The 21269-nt window shown below is 69.6% G+C and carries 17 protein-coding genes; 5 read left to right on the top strand and 12 right to left on the bottom strand.

All coding sequences use genetic code 11. The annotated features are described in order from the left end of the window. The coding region (locus VKH46_13240; protein ID HKB71804.1) for an AMP-binding protein at positions 1–1987 on the top strand (1987 nt) is incomplete at its 5' end. Here VKH46_13240 and VKH46_13235 read toward each other — a convergent pair. The 8 genes from VKH46_13235 to VKH46_13200 all read right to left on the bottom strand — a co-directional run bounded on the left by VKH46_13235 (position 1920) and on the right by VKH46_13200 (position 11767). Continuing rightward, positions 1920–2375, bottom strand: coding sequence for an LEA type 2 family protein (locus VKH46_13235; protein HKB71803.1), 456 nt, complete (start codon positions 2373–2375; stop codon positions 1920–1922). The two genes, VKH46_13240 and VKH46_13235, sit on opposite strands and share 68 nt — an antisense overlap. Beyond that, positions 2372–4645 carry an NADP-dependent malic enzyme gene (locus VKH46_13230; protein ID HKB71802.1) on the bottom strand — a complete coding sequence of 758 codons (2274 nt, stop codon included), beginning with the start codon at positions 4643–4645 and terminating at the stop codon, positions 2372–2374. The genes VKH46_13235 and VKH46_13230 overlap by 4 nt, the downstream gene beginning before the upstream one ends. Continuing rightward, entirely contained in the window at positions 4642–6357 is a 1716-nt protein-coding gene (locus tag VKH46_13225) for a proline--tRNA ligase (GenBank protein ID HKB71801.1), read from the bottom strand. Before VKH46_13225 ends, VKH46_13230 begins: the two co-directional genes overlap by 4 nt. Before the next feature lie 165 nt (positions 6358–6522). Then, positions 6523–8367, bottom strand: a complete 1845-nt coding sequence (locus VKH46_13220; protein ID HKB71800.1) for a tetratricopeptide repeat protein — start codon at positions 8365–8367, stop codon at positions 6523–6525. Positions 8368–8583: 216 nt separating this feature from the next. Further along, on the bottom strand, positions 8584–9438 hold the full coding sequence (locus tag VKH46_13215; GenBank protein ID HKB71799.1) for a 3-hydroxybutyryl-CoA dehydrogenase: 855 nt from the start codon (positions 9436–9438) through the stop codon (positions 8584–8586). Between the two features lie 339 nt (positions 9439–9777). Then, positions 9778–10650 carry a hypothetical protein gene (locus tag VKH46_13210; GenBank protein ID HKB71798.1) on the bottom strand — a complete coding sequence of 291 codons (873 nt, stop codon included), beginning with the start codon at positions 10648–10650 and terminating at the stop codon, positions 9778–9780. Beyond that, positions 10647–11189, bottom strand: a complete 543-nt coding sequence (locus VKH46_13205; GenBank protein HKB71797.1) for a hypothetical protein — start codon at positions 11187–11189, stop codon at positions 10647–10649. Before VKH46_13205 ends, VKH46_13210 begins: the two co-directional genes overlap by 4 nt. Next, complete coding sequence (locus VKH46_13200) at positions 11186–11767, bottom strand: sigma-70 family RNA polymerase sigma factor (GenBank protein ID HKB71796.1); 582 nt, start codon at positions 11765–11767, stop codon at positions 11186–11188. Before VKH46_13200 ends, VKH46_13205 begins: the two co-directional genes overlap by 4 nt. Before the next feature lie 106 nt (positions 11768–11873). Between VKH46_13200 and VKH46_13195 the strand changes: the two genes are divergently transcribed. Then, the gene (locus tag VKH46_13195) at positions 11874–13223 is read left to right on the top strand and encodes a Glu/Leu/Phe/Val dehydrogenase (protein ID HKB71795.1); all 1350 of its coding nucleotides are present in this window, start codon (positions 11874–11876) and stop codon (positions 13221–13223) included. Between the two features lie 354 nt (positions 13224–13577). Here VKH46_13195 and VKH46_13190 read toward each other — a convergent pair whose 3' ends face one another. The 3 genes from VKH46_13190 to VKH46_13180 form a co-directional block, all read right to left on the bottom strand. Continuing rightward, positions 13578–14708, bottom strand: a complete 1131-nt coding sequence (locus VKH46_13190) for a DGQHR domain-containing protein (protein HKB71794.1) — start codon at positions 14706–14708, stop codon at positions 13578–13580. Positions 14709–14873: 165 nt separating this feature from the next. Further along, positions 14874–15671 (bottom strand): purine-nucleoside phosphorylase, encoded by a 798-nt coding sequence (locus VKH46_13185; protein ID HKB71793.1) that lies wholly within the window; start codon positions 15669–15671, stop codon positions 14874–14876. Position 15672: 1 nt separating this feature from the next. After that, entirely contained in the window at positions 15673–17277 is a 1605-nt protein-coding gene (locus VKH46_13180) for a hypothetical protein (GenBank protein ID HKB71792.1), read from the bottom strand. Positions 17278–17336: 59 nt separating this feature from the next. On the opposite strand from VKH46_13180, the gene VKH46_13175 reads away from it, so the two are divergent. From VKH46_13175 to VKH46_13165, 3 genes are all read left to right on the top strand, one after another. Continuing rightward, positions 17337–18179: a hypothetical protein gene (locus VKH46_13175; protein ID HKB71791.1), complete on the top strand. Its 843-nt coding sequence runs from the start codon at positions 17337–17339 to the stop codon at positions 18177–18179. Positions 18180–18430: 251 nt separating this feature from the next. Next, positions 18431–19237: an AmmeMemoRadiSam system protein B gene (amrB, locus tag VKH46_13170; protein HKB71790.1), complete on the top strand. Its 807-nt coding sequence runs from the start codon at positions 18431–18433 to the stop codon at positions 19235–19237. A 375-nt stretch (positions 19238–19612) separates the two neighbouring features. Continuing rightward, a complete protein-coding gene (locus VKH46_13165) occupies positions 19613–20440 on the top strand; it encodes a universal stress protein (protein HKB71789.1) in 828 nt (275 codons plus the stop codon). Here VKH46_13165 and VKH46_13160 read toward each other — a convergent pair. Then, positions 20437–21231 carry an inositol monophosphatase family protein gene (locus VKH46_13160; GenBank protein HKB71788.1) on the bottom strand — a complete coding sequence of 265 codons (795 nt, stop codon included), beginning with the start codon at positions 21229–21231 and terminating at the stop codon, positions 20437–20439. The genes VKH46_13165 and VKH46_13160 overlap by 4 nt on opposite strands. Positions 21232–21269: the final 38 nt, after the last annotated feature.

Raw genomic sequence — 21269 nt, 5'->3', positions numbered from 1 at the left:
GACGGGATCCACGACCTTCGGCGGCGGGCTCGCGAACATCCACCAGGCGCTCCTCGCCGGCGCAGCGGTCGTGCATTTCCCGGTGGAGACCGAGGGCCTCGCCGCGCTCGCGCGCGCGATCGTCGAGGAAGGCGTCACCGTCTATCACTCCGTCCCGAGCGTCTTCCGCCGTTTCCTGGCGACGGCCGGACCGGAGGCCCGGTTCCCGGGCGTCCGGCTCGTCCGCCTCTCCGGCGACGCCGTTCTGCGTCGGGATTTCGAGCTCTGGAGGACGCATTTTCCCGGCGCGGCCCGCCTGCGGGTCAATCTCGCGCTCACCGAGGCCGGCACGGTCTGCTCGAACCTCGTCCCGCGCGACGCCGATCCGGCCGAGGGCGCGATCCCGGTGGGACCGCCCTGCCCCGGCGTCCTCGTCGAGATCCGGGACGACGAGGGCCGGCCGCTCCCCGCCGGCGAGGTCGGGGAGATCGTGATCCGCCGCGAGTGGATGGCCGACGGATACTGGCGGGACCCGGAGCTGACGGCGGCGCGTTTCCAGACCGATCCCGGCGGCGGGCGCGCCTACCGGACCGGCGATCTCGGGCGGATCCGGACGGACGGCATCGTCGAGCACGTGGGACGGAAGGACTTCCAGGTCAAGATCCGCGGCGTCCGCGTCCATCTCGGCGAGGTCGAAGCGGCGCTCGCCTGCCTGCCTGGAGTGACGGACACGGCCGCCGCCGCGTTCCCCGACACATCCGGCGAAAACACGCTCGTCGCCTATCTCGAAGGGGATCCGGCGGCGATCCCGGCCCGCGATGCCCTCCGCGAGATCCTCCGCCGCCGTCTCCCGGCCCCGTTCGTCCCGCAGGCCGTCGTCGTGCTCGCCGACCTTCCCCGCACGCGAACCGGGAAGATCGATCGGCGCGCGCTTCCGGCGCCGTCCCCCGGCGGGTTTGGACGGGCTCCCGCCGTCCCGCCCGCCGACGAGGTCGAGCGCGAGCTCCTCGAGATCTGGCGCCTGCTCCTGCCCGGACCCGTCGAGGGGACGCGGGACGACTTCTTCGACCTCGGAGGCCATTCGTTGATCGCCGCAGAGATGCTCGCGGCCGTCGAACGCCGCTTCGGCAGGAGGCTCCCGCTCCCGGTGCTGCTCGACGCGCCGACGATCGAGTCGCTCGCGAGGCTGCTCCGCGAGCCGGCGGCGCCCGGCGCATCGCCCGTCTCTCCGATCGTCGCCTTGCGCGCCGCCGGGTCGCGGCCCCCGTTCTTCTGCGTTCCGGGAGGAAACGGCCCCGGGTTCAACTTCCGGACGATCGCGCGCCTGCTCGGCGACGACCAGCCTTTCTACGCCTTCCACGTCCTGACCGAGACGGGCGAGCCGATGCCCGAGTCGATCGGAGCGTGGGCGGACCGCTTCCTCCCCGCGCTGCGGCTCGTCCAGCCGCGCGGCCCGTATCGTCTCGGCGGACACTCCTTCGGAGGGACCGTCGCATGGGAAATGGCCCGTCGGCTCGCGGCGGCGGGGGAAGCCGTCGACCTCCTCGTGCTCCTCGACACGTTCGCCCCCGGCTATCCCCCTCCGGCGCCGCCGGTCCTTCGCGCGGCGGGGATCTGGAGACGGTTCCTCCGGCTTTCGTGGAAGGAGCGCGCGGCGGCGGTGCGGCGGCGCATCGGCCGCCGGCTCCGTCCCGCCCCGCTGGGACGGGCGCTTCGCGCGTACGCGCCCGAGACCCTGCCCGTGCCGGTCGTTCTTTTTCGCGCTCGCGACCAGGTCGAGCGCGCCGGACGGCTGCACGACGATCCCGACAACGGGTGGCGCGCGATCCCGGGCGTCCGGCTGCGCACCCACGTCGTGCCGGGAACCCACGACACGCTGATCGAAGGCGAGGGCGCCGCGGAGATCGCCCGCGTGCTCGGCGAGCTCTTCGCGGATCCGTTCAGCGGAACAGGCTCAGCCGGTCCTCATGGCGGTACGGACGCCGAACCGCGCCGAGCGGCGTCGTGAAGACGATCTCCCCCTCGACGGCGTAGCCGATCCCGCCGGAGAGCGCGAGGTCGAGCGCGCGCGTCTTCAGCGGCGCGAACGCGAGCGTCAACGGCAGCTTCACGGTCGCCCTCCCGTGCGGCGGGATCGAGACCGCGGCGTCGATCGATCCCTGTCCGGCGTCGGCCCCGTCGATCGACAGCCGGTACGTGAGCTGCCGGACGCCGAGCCGGTACCCGTTCGGGTTCGTGACGCCGAGCTCGACGTCGAGCGAGGCCTGGTCCCGGGTGATCTCGGAGACCGCGACTCCTTCGAAGACGATCGCCGGCTTGCGGAACGTCACGCAGCCGGCCGAGGCGGCGACGGCCGCCAAGAGGAGGAGGAGCGGCGCCGCCCGCCGGCGCCTCACAACAGGCGGCCCTGACGCTCCTCGTTGCGCTGCGCGTCGACGACCGCGATCGCCGCCATGTTGACGATGTCGGTGACGTCGACGCCCCGCTGCAGGACGTGGACGGGCTTGTTCATCCCCATCAGCACCGGCCCGATCGCCTCCGCGTTGGCGAGCCGCCAGACGAGCTTGTAGGCGGAGTTCGCGGACTCGAGGTCGGGAAAGATCAGGACGTTGGGACGCCGCACGGTCGCGAACGGAAAGTCGTTCTCGAGGAGGTCGGGGAGAACCGCCGTGTCGGCCTGCATCTCGCCGTCGATCGGAAGGTCGGGGCGGCGCTGCCGGACGAGCGCGACGGCGTCGCGGACCCGGTCCGCCTTCGGGTGGCGGTTCGACCCGAAATTCGAGAAGGAGATCATCGCGACGCGCGGCTCGAAGCCGAACCGTTCGGCGGTGGAGGCCGACAACAGCGCGATCTCGGCGAGGTCCTCCGCCGAGGGGTCGATGTTCACCGTCGTGTCGGCGAAGAGGAAGATGCGGTCCTTCAGGATCAGGATGTAGAGGCCGCTCACTCTCCGAACGCCCGGCTCGATCCCGACGATCTGGAGGGCCGGCCGGATCGTCTCCGAGTACGTCATCGTGAGCCCCGAGATCAGCCCGTCGGCCTCCCCCATCTCGACCATCAGCGCGCCGAACACGTTGCGGTGGAGGACCTTCTGCCGGGCGTCCTCCCGGGTGACGCCGCGGCGCTGCCGGAGTGTGGCGAGCCGGTCGGCGTACTCGTCGAGCCGCGGGAACCGGGGGATGTCGACGAACTCGATCTTGCCCGCCGGGATCGAAAACTCCTTGAGCTTCCCGGCCACCTGCTCGGGGCGCGCGATCAGGACGGGGCGGCAGATCCCGCTCTCGGCGAGTATCTTCGCCGCGCGCAGGATCTTCGGGTGCTCCCCCTCGGGGAAGACGATCCGCTTCGGGTTGGAGCGCGCCTTCTCCCGCACCGTCCGCATCACCTCGCGCGTCCTCGACAGGAGCACTTCGAGCCGGCGCCGATACGCCTCCAGGTCGATCGGCACGCGCGCGACCCCGGAATCCATCGCCGCCTTCGCGACGGCCGGCGCGACCCAGAAGAGCACCCGGTAGTCGAACGGCTTCGGGATCAGGTACTCGCGCCCGAACCGCATCGTCGGAAGGTTGTAGGCCTTCAGCACGGAATCGGGGACGTCCTCCTTCGCGAGCGCCGCGAGAGCCTCCGAAGCCGCCCGTTTCATCGGCTCGTTGATCTCCCGCGCGCGCACGTCGAGAGCGCCGCGGAAGATGTACGGGAAGCCGAGCACGTTGTTGACCTGGTTCGGGTAGTCGCTGCGTCCGGTCGCCATGATCACGTCGGGGCGGGCCATCATCGCCTCTTCCGGCGTGATCTCGGGATCGGGGTTCGCCATCGCGAAGACGATCGGGCTCTCGCGCATCGGCCGCAGCATGTCGCCGCTCACGATGCCCTTCGACGAGACCCCGATGAACGCGTCCGCGCCGCGCAGCGCCTCGGCGAGCGTCCGCTCGTCGGTCTCGACGGCGAATTTCTCCTTGTAGGGGTTCATTCCTTCGCGCCGCCCCTTGTAGATGACCCCGTTGCGGTCGCAGAGGCGGAGGTTCTCGCGCTTGACGCCGTAGGACACGTACAGGTTCGCGCAGGCGATCGCCGCCGCGCCGGCCCCCGCGAAAACGACCTTCACCTCGCCGATCTTCTTGCCGGCGATCTCGAGCGCGTTCAGGAAGGCGGCCGCGGAGATGATCGCCGTGCCGTGCTGATCGTCGTGGAAGACGGGGATGTCGAGGACCGCCTTGAGCCGCTCCTCGATTTCGAAGCACTCGGGAGACTTGATGTCTTCGAGGTTGATCCCGCCGAAGGTCGGCGCGATGCGCCGGACCGTGTCGACGACGTCGTCGATTCCCGGAGCGTCGAGCTCGATGTCGAAGACGTCGATGTCGGCGAACCGCTTGAAGAGGATCCCCTTCCCCTCCATCACCGGCTTTCCCGCGAGCGGGCCGATGTTGCCGAGCCCGAGAACGGCCGTCCCGTTGGAGACGACCGCGACGAGGTTCCCCTTCGCGGTGTACTCGTAGGCCTTCAGCGGGTCCTGCTGGATCTCGAGGCATGGCTCCGCGACGCCGGGCGTGTACGCGACGGAGAGGTCCTCCTGCGTCCGGCACGGTTTCGTCGCGACGACCTCGATCTTTCCCTTGCGCCCCCGCGAGTGGTAGTCGAGAGCTTCCTGCTTGCCGATTTTTCTCATGACTTCTGCGCCTGCCGGACCGCGGCGAACGCGGCCTCGACGATCTGCTCCTTGGCGACCGGCTCGACCGCGCGGTCCTTCCGCCGGGAGAGCTCGATCTTTCCCTCCTTGAGCGAACGGCCGCCGACGGTGATCCGGAGCGGCAGGCCGAGAAGGTCGGCGTCCTTGAACTTGACCCCCGGCCGCTCGTCGCGGTCGTCGTACAGCACGTCGACTCCTCTTTCTCCGAGCGCGGCGTAGACCCGCTCGGCCTCGGTGCGATTCTCCTCGTCCCCGACGTTCATCGCGATGAGATGCACGTCGAACGGCGCGAGCGGCGCGGGCCAGACGATCCCCGCGTCGTCGTGGTTCTGCTCGACGACCGCGGCGACCGTCCGTCCGATCCCGAGCCCGTAGCAGCCCATCACCATCGGCTTCTTCTCGCCGTTCTCGTCGAGGAACGAGCAGTCCATCGGGACCGAATACTTCGTCCCGAGCTTGAAGATGTTGCCGACCTCGATCCCGCGCGCGACCTCGAGCGGCGAGCCGCACCGGGGGCACGGGTCGCCGGCCCGGGCGGCGGCGACGTCGGCGATCTCCGTCACGTCGAAGTCGCGTCCCGGGTTCACGCCGACGAGGTGGCGGTCGGCCCGGTTGGCTCCCGCGACGACGTTGACGAGACGCTTGACCGACCGGTCGACGACGATCCGGACGCCGGAGAGCCCCACCGGCCCCGAGAATCCCGACGGACCGCCGGTGACCTGCTCCACCTTTCCCTCGGAAGCGAGCTGGAGATGCTCGGCCCCGAGATGGTTCTTGAGCTTCACCTCGTGAACGTCGAGATCCCCGCGCACGACGGCGGCGACGAACTCCCGGTCGGTCTCGAAGATCAGCGTCTTGATCGTCCGCGACGGCGGGACCTTCAGGAACGCGGCGATCTGCTCGATCGTCTTCGCTCCCGGCGTGTCGACCGTCCGCATCGGCTCGAGCGGGCCCGCGTCGGGCGGCTCGAGCTCCGCCGTCGAGGCCTTCTCGAGATTCGCTCCGTAGTCGCCGGCCGGGCACTTGACGACGGCATCCTCCCCGGTCTCGGCGAGCACCATGAACTCGTGCGCGGAGGAGCCGCCGATCGCGCCGACGTCCGACTCGACCATCGTGAAATCGAGCTTGCAGCGCGTGAAGACGGCCGAGTACGCCCGGATCATCCGCGCGTACTGCTCGGCGAGCCCGGCGTCGTCGACGTCGAAGGAATAGGCGTCCTTCATGAGGAACTCGCGTCCGCGCATCAGCCCGAACCGCGGGCGGATCTCGTCGCGGAACTTCGTCTGGATCTGGTAGAGGTTCAACGGGAGCTGCCGGTAGGAGACGACCGACTTCCGGACCGTGTCGGTCACGACCTCCTCGTGGGTCGGCCCGAAGCAGAAGTCGCGGTCGTGCCGGTCCTTCATGCGAAGGAGCTCTTTGCCGTACTTCTGCCAGCGTCCCGATTCCTGCCACAGCTCGGCGGGCGAGATCGCCGGCATCAGGAGCTCGACCGCCCCTTCGCGGTTCATCTCCTCGCGGACGATCGTTTCGAGCTTCTGGACCGCGCGAAGACCGAGCGGGAGATAGGTGTAGATCCCCGCGGCGACCTTCTGGATCATCCCCGCGCGCATCATCAGGCGGTGCGAAACGGCGTCCGCGTCCGCGGGCGTCTCCCGCAGCGTGTTCAGAAAATACCGGCTCCAGCGCATTTTCGGGAGCTTAACAGATGGCGCGCGGCGCTCTTGATGCGAATGGATCGGGGAAAAGCCGTCGGTGAAAGGCGGACCGGGCGATCTCGAATCCGGCCCGCGCGCGAGGCGTACCGAGAGCGTACGTTGAGCGCGGCCGGGCCCGACGGGCGCGTATAACGGCCGCTATCGCCCGCGCTTGCCGGGAGCCGCCATCTCGATCATGCGCAGATTCATTCGGACCTGCTCCAGGATCTTCTCCTCGAGCCGCGCGCCCCGCGAGGCGACCGTCTTCGCCTTGCGGAAGGCCGCCTTGGCCTCCTCCGCCTGCCCGGAGGCCAGCAGCGCGAGCCCGAGACGGTGGAGCGTCGAGGGGGTCGGCGAGCTCTCGGACGACCGTTTCAGGAACTTGATCGCGCTGTCGTAGTCCTTTTTCTTGTAGTAGACCCACCCCATCGCCGCGAGGGAGAACGGCTTCAGCTCGTCCGGAGCGGCCTCGAGCGACCGCGACGCGAAGTCGAGGGCCTCGTTCAAGTTCTCCTCCGAGTCGGCGAGGTTCGACGCGAGCTCGTAGAACCCGATCGTCCGCGCGGCGGGCGAGTCGTATCGGGCGAGGAAGTCTTCGACGACGCGCGCCGCCTCGCGTCCCTGCCCTTCGGCCCGGAGCACTTCCGCGAGCGTCGAGCACGCCGCGGCCGCGACCATCTCCTCGGCCTTCCCCGAGAGGATCTGGCGGCACGCCGCGATCGCCTCTCCGGAGAGCCCGAGCGAGGCGCAGAGGAGCGCGTACGAGATCCGGACGGTCCCGTTCTCCGGGTCCTTCTCGAGCGCCCGCCGGTAGAGATCGAGCGCGCGGCGGAGACGGCCGTCGGCCACGCACTCCTCGGCCCGCTTGAACTCCTCGGCCGCCGGCCCCTCGACGCCGGGGAGGCCCGTCCAGCGCTCCCTCTCGAGGAGCCGGACGGCCTCCTGCACCTCGAGGCGGCGCGGATTGATCTCGAGGCTGTTCTGGAACTCCTTGAGCGCGCGGCCGGGACGGTTCTTCTCGAGGTACGCGAGGCCGAGCTGGTAGTGAGCCTCCTCGGAACGCGGATCCTCCCGGATGGCCTCCTCGAACTCCTCGATCGCCTTCCCCGTCTCGCCGAGCTCCCTCTGCACCTGCCCGAGGAGGATCCGCGTCGCCGTCAGCGGCGCGATGTCGCGGGCGGTCAGCAGCTCCTTCTGCGCTTCGTCGAACCGCGCCTGCCGGGCCAGCAGCCCCCCGAGCGCGAAATGAGACAGGAAGCCTTCGGGCTTCATCTCGATCGCGCGCCGCAGGAAGGCCTCGGCGGTCTTCGCGTCTCCCGACTCGGAAGCGACGATGCCGGAATACAGGAGCGAATCGTGGTGGTTCGGGTTCGCGGCGAGGATCCTCTTCAGGAACTGCGAGGCGCGCTCGAGATCGCCGGCCGCGAAGTACGTCTCCGCGAGGAAGAACCCGAGATCCGCGTTGCCGCGGTCGAGCCGGAACGCGTCCTCGAGCAGCCGCAGGCCGCGGTCGGAGTCGAGCGAGACGATCGCGATCTCGGCCTCCCGGAGCTTCTGGAAGAACCCGTCCCGGTCGGTGCCCGCGAAGCCCGCGAGGATCCGGTCCCGCCGGTCGAGCAGACGGTCCTTCGTCTCGACGGCGTGCAGCCGCTTCTCCGACCGGGCCTGCCAGCGATCGGTGGTTTCCCCGGGCGACAGCACGCCGCGCTGCTCGAGCGTCTCCTGGAGCGCGAGGATCCCGCTCTGGGCCAGAGAGACGCTCTTCTCGAGACGCTGGAGCGACTCGAACAGCGTGCGGAGCATCTCTCCTTCGCGCCGGACGACCTCCTCGAGGGCCGAGATCCGCTCGAGCAGGTGCTCGTCGAGCCCGACGTCCTCGCTCCCGCCGGCGTCGTTCTCCTCGACCGGACGGGGACCGGAAACGACGAGGAGCTTCCCCTTGCACCGCGAGCAGTACTCCGCCGCCGCGTCGGCGTTGAAGGTGCCGCACGTCTGGCAGAGCATGTCAGCCGCGCTCTTCGCCGTCGGGAACCAGCCCTCGATCCAGGCTCCGAACTCGGCTTCGAAAGCTCCGCGGGAAGGACCCCGAGGCGCGGCCGGACGCGAGCGAGACGGGAAGCGGGTGGGCCGCGGCGCCCGCAGGCGTACTCCAGACGTACGTCGGTGGGCGACGCGGCCCGCACGCGCCCGTATCGCTCGATGTATGGTCCGCGCCAGCAGTCATTTTCCGTAGTCGTAGAAGCCGCGGCCGGACTTGCGCCCGAGCCACCCGGCGTCCACCATCTTCACGAGCAGCGGACAGGGACGGTATTTCGGGTCCCCGAGGCCGTCGTGGAGGACGCGCAGGATCGAAAGGCACGTGTCGAGACCGATGAAATCGGCGAGCGCCAGGGGGCCCATCGGGTGGTTCATGCCGAGCTTCATGATGCCGTCGACCGCCTCCTTCTCCGCCACGCCCTCGAACACCGCGTAGATCGCCTCGTTGATCATCGGCATCAGGACGCGGTTGGAGACGAATCCGGGGAAGTCGTTGCAGAAAATCGGCGTCTTCCCCATCCGTTCGGCGAGCGCCCGCACCGTCTGCGCCGTCTCGTCCGAGGTCGCGATCCCCCGGATCACCTCGACGAGCGCCATCACCGGGACCGGGTTCATGAAGTGCATGCCGATGAACCGGTCGGGCCGGTTCGTCGCGGCGGCGAGCTTCGTGATCGAGATCGACGACGTGTTCGTGGCGAGGATCGACTCGGCCGGCAGGATCTCGTCGACGCGCCGGAGCACGTCGCGCTTCACCGACTCGTTCTCGGTGACCGCCTCGATCACCAGGTCGGCGGAACCGAAGGAGGAGAAGTCCGTCGTCTCGACGATCCGCGACAGGGCGGCGTCCCGTTCCTCGGCGGTGCGCTTCCCTTTCGCGACTTCCCGCTCGAGGTTCTTCGCGATGATGCCGCGAGCGCGCGCGACGATCTCCGCCGCGCTGTCGGCGAGCACGACCGAGGCGCCGGCGGCGGCCGCGACGTGCGCGATTCCGCTCCCCATCTGACCGGACCCGACCACGCCGATCGTCCGAATTTCCATGCCGCGCACTTTATCGTAGTCGCCCGATCGCCCTTTGCAGGGTCATGCCGTGATCCCGTACGGGGTTATCCGTTGCTTCGAAAATCAGTTAGCCCGGAGAACGGGGCGCGCCGAGGCGCGAGCCCGGTCCGCCGCCGCTCTCACGAGCTATGGCGGATGAATCGCTCCCTATTTCCGTCGAAGCGTCAGCGGAAGTGTGTCGCAGATCCGCCGTAGCCTTGGCGAAGGCGGACGGGATGCGGGTCGCCCGGCCCGCGGCCGAGTCGTACCGGCGGCGTACGGCGAGCGCCGCGGGCGGGCGGCACGCGCCCGCCCGGCTCGATGCATCGGCGCGCCCGCCTACGCTTCCGCGACGCGGAAGCGAGGCGCGCCCAGGCGCGTATACAGCGCGGCGCCGACGGCGAACACGGAGGCCGCGCTCCAGAGGAGCGGCCCGGCCACCGGTACGAGCGAGACCGCGCCGCAGACCGCGAGGCCGAGCACGAGCGCCGCCGGGCGCGACGCCGGCGAGAAGCGTCCCGTGAGCTTCTGTCCCGCGAAGAGAAAGAGCGCCGTCATCCCGAACAGCTTCAACGCGAACGCGGCGGCGAGGATCGCGGCGGCGGCCGGAACACGGGCGGCCGCCGGCAACGCCGTGAAAGCCGCGATTCCGGCGAGGAAAAGGAAGACGATCCCGACGACGCCCGAAGCCGCGGCGGCTCCCGGGCTCTCCTCGAAGACCTTCGCCATTCGCGCCACACTCCCGCTCCGGAAGCGCAGCACGATCGAGGAAAGCAGGATCCACATCGCGAGGACGAAGAGCCGCAGCCCGGCGACGGTGGTCCAGGGGACCGTGCGTCGCGCGCCGCGCGCCCACGGCGCGTTCTCGCGCGCCCACGGCGCGCGCTCCGCCTCCGCCAGATAGAGCGCGCCGAGGGATCCGGGCGTGAGCAGCCGGCCGCGGATCGCGCCTTCCGGCGCGGCCACCGAGCCTCCGAAGTCGACGACATCGCCGCCGACGAAACCGCCCGGCTCGATGCGCACGTCGGCGCCCCAGACGATCACGTCGCCGGCTACCCGCGACCGGATCGTGACGTCTCCTCCGATCGAGGCGACGCGGCCGGAGACCGGCTCGGAGACGATGACGGGCCGGCGAACGGTCGTCAGCGTGTCCGCTCGCGCGACCGCGGCGGCCGCGAGGACGAACGCGATTCCGAGTCCCGCCCTCTTCACTTGCGGATGGCGTGCCGGGCCCACAGCCGCGTCACGGCGAACCCCGCCGGCAGCATCAGGAGGATCGAGAGGGCCGCGAATCCCCGGTCCCGGAGAAGAAGGTCCGACAATGCCGAGACCGCCGCCGGAAGCGACTGGACGATCGACACGGGCCAGACGAGGACGGCTCTCCACTCGAGAGCGAGCGCCGTCAGGAAGCCGGCCTGCTCGCCGGCGCCGAGCGCCGGCAGCGAGAGGAGGAGCGACGAGCCGGCGAGCATTCCGGCGAAGGCCGCCGCCGGCGCCTTCCACAGCCGCCAGGAGCGCGCCTCGGCGCGCGAAAAACCGCGAAGACGCTCGATCCCGTCGGCGAAGCCTTCCGGAACCGCCGGCAGGGAAACGTCGGCGAGCCACTCGCCGAGGGCGCGGAAGGCGTCCACGCGCCGGCCGCAGTCGGGACACGTCTCGGCGTGGGCGCGGGCGTCCGGGGTGAGCACCGGGTTCTCCCCCGAAGCCAGGGCCTCCAGATCCAGAGCGTCGAGCGGGCGCGTGCAGTTCAAGTCAACTCCCCTGCCAACCTGCTCTTTAAAACGGCCCGAGCGCGAAAAAGTTTATTCTTCACGGTCCCCAGCGGCATTTGCTTGGTTTCGGCGATTTCCTCGTAGGAAAGGCCCGCAAAATGGCGCAAACCGATCAATTCCCGGAATTCCGGCGGCAGAGCGGCGATCTCGCGCCCGATTTTCGCCCGGCGCTCCTGGTTCCGGAGCTCTCCATAGGGGTCGAGGCCCGACGACGGGAACTCGCGCGTCGGCGCGTTCTCCTCCGGCTCTCCCGGGGGAGGGGCGTCCATCGAGACCGTGCGGATGCGCCGTTTCCGCAGGAAATCGATCCCCGCGTTGGAGGCGATCCGGAAGATCCACGTCGAGAACTTGTACTCCGCGTTGTACCGCGGCAGCGCCTGGAACACCTTGAGCAGGATCTCCTGAGACAGATCGAGCGCTTCTTCCCGGCTGCCGACGACGCGGGAGAGGTGCGCGACGAGGCGGGACTGGTAGCGGCGCACGAGCATCGGGAAGAGGTCCTCCTCGCCGCGGAGTATCCGCGCGACGATCTCCTCATCCGAGAGCGCGTCGTCCACTCCCCACCGTCCTTTCATACGAACGAACGCGCCCCGGGTTTCTCTTGCCGCCGGGGGCGATTCCGGTAGAATCCGAGCGTACCAAGAAGGAGCTCTCGTGACAAAAATGGATACCGCCAGCGGCATGCCGATGATCGACGGGGACGCCGCGCGGGCCGACGTCTCCGATTTGATGAACAAGACGACGATCATCACCCGTCCCCAGGGAGTCGATTCCGACAACCCCTTCGAAGAGATGATGTCGCGCTTCGACGTCGCGGCGCAGAAGCTCGCGCTCGACCCCGGTCTCTACAAAGTGCTCCGGGAACCCGTTCGCGAGACGAAGGTTTCGATCCCCGTCTCCATGGACGACGGCCGGATCGAGGTCTTCGTCGGATACCGGGTCCTGCACAACATCGCTCGCGGACCCGGCAAAGGAGGGATTCGCTTCGACAAGAACGTGACGCTCGACGAGGTCCGGGCGCTGGCCGCCTGGATGACGTGGAAATGCGCCGTCGTCAACATCCCGTTCGGAGGCGCCAAGGGAGGCGTGATCTGCGATCCCCCCTCGCTCTCGACGGCCGAGCTCGAGAAGATCACGCGCCGGTACACCGCCGAGATCCTGGACCTGATCGGACCCGAGCGCGACGTGCCGGCCCCCGACATGGGGACGACGCCGCAGACGATGGCGTGGATCATGGATACGTACTCGATGCACATGCGCCACACCGTGACCTCCGTCGTGACCGGCAAACCGCTCACGATCGGCGGCTCGCGGGGGCGCGTCGAGGCGACCGGGCGCGGTCTCATGATCATCGCGCGCGAAGCGGCCCGCGCCAACGGCTTCGAGCTCGCGGGCTCGCGCGTCGCGGTCCAGGGGTTCGGCAACGTCGGCTCGATCACCGCGAAGATGTGCCACGCGGCGGGCGCGAAGGTCGTCGCCGTCTCCGACATCCGCGGCGGCATCGCCAACGACAAGGGCCTCGACGTTCCGGCCGTTCTGGAGCACTACGGAAAGAAGCGCTCCTTCGAGGGTTTCCCGGACGGCGAGGCGATCACCAACGCGGAGCTCCTCGAGCACCCGTGCGACATCCTCGTCCCGGCCGCCAACGAGAACCAGCTCCGCGGCCACAACGCCGGAAAGGTGCAGCCGCGCATCATCGTCGAAGGCGCCAACGGGCCGACGACCCAGAAGGCGGACAACATCTTCCGCGAGCGGGGGATCGTCGTCGTTCCCGACATCCTCGCCAACGCCGGCGGCGTCACGGTTTCCTACTTCGAGTGGGTCCAGGACCGCGCGGGGTTCTTCTGGCGGGAAGCCGAAGTCAACGAGCGGCTCGAGGACATCATGGTGCAGTCGTTCAACGACGTGGTCGAGATGTCGAACAAGTACGACGTCAGCTACCGGATCGCGGCGTACATGCTGGGGATGTCGCGCGTCGCGCATGACACGATGGTCCGCGGCCTCTACGCGTAGCCGCTGGCGCTGACCATACGCACGATTAAGCGGGCGCGGGAGGCCGGCCGCGCCCTTCCCGCACGTCTGACGGCGCCTCGTCTGTCGGACAACTGACGTCGTCGATGCATGGCGCACGGCCTCGTGCGGAAAGCCCGAACCGCGACTCGGACTACGTCAGAGCAACTCGATCGTTCTGGAGCGCGAGGTACCGGCGAGCATTCCCTGTTGGTTTCCACTGCCGCTGACGACGAGGCGAAGCGAGACGTGCGGGAAGACGGGTTCGGGCGGACTGCCGGCGGCTAAGGCGTACCGGCAGCGTACGTCGTGCCGGCGGCCGGCCGCACGGACCCGTATAACCGCGCGTCTCGGGAGCTAGACCAGAAGGCCCTGCTTGAGCTCCCTGACGAGCACTTCTACGGTCGACCGCGTTCCCCCGGCCGCCCTCTGCTTCCAGAGCTGATCGGTCTCGAAGCGAGCGTCGCCGATCGACTCCGCCCACGGCAGCAGCGCGGCGTGGAGCTCGCCCGCCGACCAGAGGTCGCCGCCGCGGTGGCGGATCATCGCGATCACGTGCGGCGAGACGCGGAGGAACGCGCGCAACGCGATGCCGGTCTTGATCGAATATTTTCGCGACGCGAAGGCCTTCGGGAACACCTTCTCGATCGCCTTGAAGTAGTTCAGGAAGAATCTCTTCGCGTTCTCCCGGAACTCCTTCGAGGTGCGCGGCCCCGCCGCCGCCATCGCGGCGAAGACGTCGCGGAGCTCGTCGGCGAGCGACGCCTGCGTGACGGTCCCCTTCCCGACGCCCAGGACCTTGATCTGGCCGTGGAGCGGCGAGTGCTCGTCCTCGTTCAACCCGCGGATCACGTCGTGCGACGCCGCGAGGTTCTCGTCGCGGTAGAGCCGGCGTCCCGCGAGCGAGATGAGGTGCGAGGGATTCAACTTCGTGTGCTTGCTGTTGATCGTGACGAAGAGCTCGACCACCTGGTCCGCCGTCAGCGAATCGAACACGACCGCCGGCACCTGGAAGTCGGTCAGGTTGTGCTTCTCGGCGAGCTGGTGGAGCGCGAGCAGCCGGTGCTGGCCGTCGAGGGCGCGCATGGTGCCGGGCTGATCCGGAAGCTTGACCGTCCCGAGGTCGGAATTGTCCCGGGAAGGCGTGTATTCGAGCCGGCGGTCGCTCACCAGGAGCACGCTCCCGGGGATCGCCGGCAGGGTCCCCGACTCGGCGCACTGCAGGTAGTAGTTGACGAGCTCGTTGATCTTCCGCTCGATGATCGGCCGCTGGAACGCCTCGCCCGAAGCGGAGATCTTCTTCTCCAGGAACTCCCAGTTCACCAGTCCCTTCGACTTCCGGCGGGCCCCGCCGAGCGTCGGCCGGTCGTTGGCGCTGTAGTTCAGAACCTCGAAATGAACGATTTTCTGGACGTCCACGCCGGAGAGGAGAACCTCATAGAAACGTACTCCGAATTGATTCAGCCGGAGTGCGGCCAGAGAGCTCATTCGACCTCCATTTTCGACTGCCGGAATTATATGAGCCGTAATGCTCAAAAGGGAAGAAAAAGAAGAGCTTACCCGACCCGCGCGACGCCGCGTAACGGTGCCTTCTGCCCGACGACGACGCCGGAAGCCCGGCGACGACGCCATTTTGGCCGGACGGGGGGGAGGCTAGTCCTCGATGAGCCGATCGACGAGCGGAACGACCGCCTCGAGGAGGTCGCCGAGCCTTCCCGCGGCTCGCTCCCCCGCCTCCAGCACGCGGTCGTGGTCGAGCGGAGCTCGCCCGATTCCTGCCGCCATGTTCGTGATCAGCGAAATGGCGAGCACCCGGACCGACGCATGCCGCAGCACGATCACTTCCGGGACCGTCGACATCCCGATCGCGTCCGCGCCGAGCGTGCGCCACATGCGCACCTCGGCGGGCGTCTCGTACGACGGCCCCGGGACCCCGGCGTAGACGCCCTGCCGAAGCGGTATGGCGAGCCGGCGCGCGGCCGCGCGGGCCAGCCGCCGGAGCGCCGGGTCGTACGCGCCGGTCATGTCGGGGAACCGCGGCCCGAGCGACGGGTCGTTGGGTCCGGCCAGGGGATTCGCCCCGAACCCGTTGAGGTGATCGGCGACGAGCATCAGGTCTCCCGGGCGCCAGGCGGCCCGAACCGCTCCCGCCGCGTTGGTCAGGACGACCGCGCGGACGCCCGCCCGCGCGAGGGCCCGCACCGGATGCACGACCCTCTCGAAGGAATGCCCCTCGTACGCGTGGACCCGCCCGGAGAGAACGGCGACGGGCACCCCGGCCGCGCGGCCCACGATCAGCTCTCCGGCGTGGCCGGCGATCGAGGGCGCCGGAAAACCGCGGAGAGCGGAAAACGACGTCCGGCGGGCCCGCGCGAGCCGCCGCGCGAATCCGCCGGCGCCGGAGCCGAGCACGATTCCCACGCGCGCATCGCCGATCGGGAGATGCGGCACGTCAGTTCCCGCTCGCGCTCGTTCGCCGGAAGGTGAACGCTTGCGAGGAGGAGAACGACACGAGAGGGCCGTGCCGGCCGCGCGCGTCCCGCTGAAACGGAAACGCGACGTCGATCCGCAGGATGTTGTTCCCCCCCGCGCGAGCGATCGCGATCCGCAGTCCGATCCCCACGTCCGACTTGATACTCGAGAGCGTCAGCGGCATGCCCGCGGGAACGGCCGTACCGGCGTCGGCGAAGACGACCGCGCCGGGAGAGAAGAGCTGCAGGTACTCGCGCTCCGAGAAGAACCGCTGCTCGACGTTGACGAGGAGCCTCTTGTCCCCCGTCATCGCGTGCAGGCGGTACCCCCGGAGCCCCGTCGCGCCGGACGCCTCGAACTGGACGTCGGAATCGAGCCGCCATCCGCGGTCGAACTGGAGGCGCGCGACGAAAGTCTGGGGCGTGCGCGCGAGCCGGAAACGGCGGACGTAGCCGGCGAACAGCGAGACGATGGTGTTCTGCGGGCCGCCGTCGAACCGGCTCTGGACGTCCACGTCGGTCTGCGCGAAGGCGTCCTCGCTGAAACGGATGCCGCCGGACCACTCCACCTCGGCCATCGCGCTGTTCGAGCGGGCGCCGAAGGCGGTCGGCGAGAAGCCGGCGCGCGCGAAGATCCGCGGCGCGAGGTTGAAGTCCTCGTAGCGGGAGTCCCGGTTGACGTAGTTCAGCGTCTCGAACGCGTTTTCGACGAGCTCGAACGCCGCGAACGCGTACCGGTACTTCCGCGGGCCGGGGAGGACCGCGTCGGGCTTCCCGGCAACGGCGAAGAACGTCTCGTCGAGGAAGTCGATCCCGCCGGTCAGCCGGCGCGCTTCGAACTCCCCCGATTCGAGGGCCCGGCCGTACGACGCGAGCGTCTCCCGATGCTCGTGGCGGAAGACGGAAAACGTCTCCCCTTCCCGGTAGTTTTTGTCTTCCTCCGCCAGACGCGAGACGAGGCCGTCCGCGCTCCACGGGGCGGAGAACGCGTAGAACGGACGGGCGATTTCGAACTGACGCTGCCGCCCGTCCGAGTTGTCGGCCAGGAGCACCCGCCCCCGCCAGAACGGGCGGAAAAGATACGGGTCCTCGAAGGAGATCGACCGCGTCGTGCGCTCCGTCCCCTGGTCGTAGGAGAGCGACAAATTCTGCCCGCGGCCGAGGAGGTCCGTCTCCGAGAACTCGACGCTGTAGGTCGTGCGGCCTCCCTTCGACCCGAAGGAACCGCCGGGCTCCGTGGTCCACGCGTCCTGGGTCACGACGAGGACGTCGCTCACGCCGTCGTGCGGCGCCGACGCGGTGACCGAGGCGCTCTTGATGAACGGTAAGGCGCGCAGGTTGCGCTCGGTCTCGGCCAGCCGCGCGATGTCCAGCACGTCCCCTTCCTGGAACAGCAGCTGTTTGCGCAGGAAGCTGTCGCGCGTCTCGATGTGGATCGCGTTGGCCGCCCGGTAGAACCACCCTTTCGCCGACTCTTCGGCGGAGAAGACGTCGTTGCTCTGGATTTGGATGGTCCCGACGTGGACGACCGGCGCGGCGGGCATCGCGACCCGGAGCGCGGCGGCCCAGAGGATCGCGTTCCACACGGCCGTCATTCTATTCTGCCGGGGCGCATGGTATCGTCCGCCCGCAACGGAGGGGATCGATGGCGACGGGAATCCGGAATCGAGAGCGGATCGCGGCGGTCGCGGCCGTACTGATGCTCGCCGCTTGCCGGCCGAAAGCGGCGTCTCTCGAGGCGAACCCCCGCCGCCTGGTGATCTACGGGACCGAGCAGTCGAAAGAGATCTCGGTTCGCGCGGCCGACGCGAAAGGAGCGTCGGTCGCCGAGATGCCTCCGCTCAAATGGACCAGCTCCAATCCCGGCGTCGTCGAGGTGTCGGGCGCCGGACACGTCGTCCCGAAGCATCCGGGGACGGCGACCGTCACCGTTTCGTCGGGGAACCTCTCGGCGTCCGTCGCCGTCGAGGTCGTCGACCTGTCGAGCATCGAGATCGCGCCCGCCCTCCTTCGGCTCGTCGGCCCGGCGGGAACGACCGCGAAGTTCGTCGTGACCGGACGCAACGCCGCGAAGAAGCCCGCGGCGGTCCCTTCCATCGCGTGGATCCTGACCAATCCGAAAGTCGCCTCGATCGCCCGCGACGGCACGGTCTCGTCGCTCGCTCCGGGCCAGACCCTCGTGACCGCGAAGGTCGGCGACCTCGTCGCGGAATCCGAGCTCCAGATCGACATCCGCGACGTTTCCCGCATCGAGCTCCGCCCCGAGACCGCGATCCTCCGCGTCGGAGAGAGCCAGAAGCTCTCGGTGACCGCCTACGACGAGAACGGCCTTCCGATCGCCGACGCGGGGGCACAGCTCTCGGGGAGCGCTCCCGACGTCGTCCGGGTCCTCGGAGACGGCACGATCACGGGGCTGAAATCCGGTACCGCGGTGGTGACCGCTTCCATCGGAAGCCGCCGGGCGGAAGCCACCGTTCTCGTCGACTGAACCGTCGCGGGAGCTGGCTCGGGGGACGAAAGCGTGTGACGGGTTCGCGGCTCGTCGAACGAGCGACTCGGCCGCGAATCGGCCACCCCCTCGCCGACGCTTTCGCTCCCGCATCGGGAGCCTCCGCTCGATTACTTCGGCGGAGGGTCCCCCGCGATGCGAAGGGCCCGACCGGGGAATGCTTCGGGCCGAATCGCCGCGCCGGAGGAACGCACCAGGAACCGCCGCTCCGCGCGGCGTATGCTGGAGAAATGAGCACGCGTCCTCCCGCGGTGGCGGGAGCGTTCTACCCCCGCGATCCCCGCGCGCTCGCCGCGGAGGTCCGGGAGTGCCTCGGTCCTCCGATTCCGCAGCGCGCCGCCTTCGGCGTCGTCGTGCCTCATGCCGGCTACGTCTACTCGGGCGCGGTCGCCGGGGCGGTGTACGCGCGCGTCTCTCCGGTGCGGACCGTGATTCTGCTCGGCCCGAACCACACCGGGCTCGGACCCGCCGCGTCGATCGACGCCCACGAGCGGTGGGCCACGCCGCTCGGCGACGTTGCGATCGACGAGGACCTCGCGCGCCGGCTGCTCGCCTCTTGCCCCCACCTGGAGCGCGAGAGCCTGGCCCACGTCCGGGAGCATTCCCTGGAGGTCCAGCTCCCGTTTCTCCAGACGTGGGAGCCGTCGGTCTCCGTCGTCCCGGTCTGCATCGGGGCGCCGTCGCTCGCGCTCTGTCACGAGATCGGAGAGGCCTGCGCGCAGGCCGCGGCGGAGCGGCCCGATCCCGTCCTGATCCTCGCATCGTCCGACATGAACCACTACGAATCGAGGGCCGTGGGCGACGCGAAGAACGCGTTCGCCTTCCGGGCGATCGAGCGCGTGGACCCCGACGGGCTGTTCTCGGCCGTCGTCGAGCACGAGATCTCGATGTGCGGGTTCCTGCCGGCGACGGCCCTCCTCGTCGCCGCCCGGCGCCGGGGCGTTTCGCGCGCCGAGATCGTCGCCCGCTCCGACAGCGGGGACCGCACCGGCGACGCGGACTCCGTCGTGGGGTACGCGGGCATCATCGTCGGATGATTCGCCCGTACACGCCGATATTCGTGTCCCGCGGGCTCGCCATGGCTCCGTCAGACTTTGATTTCATTCCAGCTCGGCGGCGAGGCGCGAGCCCGACGGGATGCGGGTCGTCCGCGACGTCCCGGTGAGGCGACCACGAATCGGTCGTCCCCGCGAAAGCGGGGACCCAGGACTGGATACCCGCTTGCGCGGGTATGACAGAAAGCACGTATGTCGCAGGGCGGCACGCGCCATGTGCCGTCGCACTGCCGTGCTCGGCGATTGACGCGCTCGGCGCTTGCGCGCCGGCCGCCTCGCGGCTGATCCGTCGCAAGGCGGCGGATTGCGCTGAATTCCGGCTCGATGCATCGCCGGGCCCCATGTAAGATGGCGGCGATGACGCGCCACTTCCTCGTCGCCCTCGACGGCTCCCCGAGCTCGGACGCCGCGCTCCGGCGCGCGTTCCAGCTCGCGCCGGCCGTCGGCGCGTCGGTCACGGGGATCCACGTTCTCGACACCGCGCAGCTCGAGGCGAGCTTCATCGCGGACCTTTCGGGGTCCGTCGGATTCCAGCCGTTCCTCAACCTTTCCGCCGAGCTGCGGACGGCGCTCGACGCGGTCGGGCGCGCGATCGTCGCGGACTTCGAGGCCAAGCGCGAAGCCGCGGGGGTCCCCGGCGCCGGACGCATGGTCCAGGGGCTCGTCGTCTCCGAGCTCGTCGGCGCCGCCGCCGGCGCCGATCTCGTCTTCCTCGGCCTGCACGGAACGGGGGTCCGCCGCGGGAAGGCGCTCGGAGGCCACGCCGACGCGCTCGTGCGGCGCCTCGCGGTCCCGGCATTCCTCTCCTCGGCCGACCCCGCGCCGATCCGCCGTCCGGTCGCCGCGTTCGACGGTTCGGAACGCTCCCTTCGGGCCCTCCGCGCCGCCGCGGAGATCGGCGCCGCCCTCCATCTCCCGCTCGACGTCGTGACCGTCGCCGATTCGGCCGGGGAGACGGACGAGCGCCGCCGGACGGCAGCGGCGGCGCTCGAAGGATTCGCCGTCGCGTGGACATTCGTCTCCGCGCGGGGTCATCCGGAAGACGTCCTGACGGCGCGCGCCGGGGAGAACGACCTGATCGCGATCGGCTCCCACGGACACGGACGCATCGTCGAGCTCGTGCTCGGGTCGACCACGGAGCGCGTGCTCCGCCGAAGCTCCGTTTCCGTGCTCTGCGTTCCCTAGCACCCTGAGCGGCCCCTCGCTTCGACGTCCCGAGCGATCTCGAGGATCGACGCGACGACGCCGGGCGATCCCGCGACGACGTCCCCGGTCTCGAGATACCGCGGCCCCCCTTCGAAGTCGCGGAGCTCTCCGCCAGCCTCTTCGATCAGGATCGCACCGGCGGCGATGTCCCACGCGGAAAGCCGGAACTCGAAGAACCCGTCGAACACGCCCGCCGCGACGTTGGCGAGATCGAGCGCGGCGCTGCCGGCGCGCCGGATCGCTTTCGCCTCGAGGAAGAGCGCGCGGAAAATCGCCAGGTACGGGTCGATCATTTCGTGCGCGCGGAACGGGAACCCCGTCGCGAGGAACGCCCCCCGCGCCGAGGGCCGGGCGCTGGCGCGGAGCCGCGCGCCGTTGCGGAAAGCGCCGGCGCCGCGCTCGGCCGAATACATCTCTCCCCGCAGGGGGTCCCAGACGACCCCGGCGACGACGCGTCCCTTCTCGCGGGCAGCGATCGAGACGCACCAGAACGGAAAGCCGGCGATGAAATTCGAGGTCCCGTCGAGCGGATCGATCACCCACTCGCGGCCGCTCGTCCCCTTTCGGCTCGCCCCTTCCTCGCCGAGGACCCCGTCGCCCGGGTGCCGCGCGAGAAGCGTCTCGACGATCGCCGCCTCGCTCTCCCGGTCCGCGCGCGAGACGAAGTCGTTCTGCGCCTTCTCCTCGACCGCGCCGGCCGGGAGGCGCCGCCACCAGGAGAGAAGGATCTCCCCCCCTCGCCGGGCCGCCTCCATCGCCGCGTCGATCATCGCCGGCGAATATACGCGAACCGCGGCTTCAAAAATCC

This window comes from Thermoanaerobaculia bacterium (genome assembly GCA_035260525.1).
Lineage (GTDB): Bacteria > Acidobacteriota > Thermoanaerobaculia > UBA5066 > DATFVB01 > DATFVB01.
The sequence above is the reverse complement of the archived record's forward strand: the minus strand, read 5'-3'. Positions and strand labels throughout refer to the sequence as shown.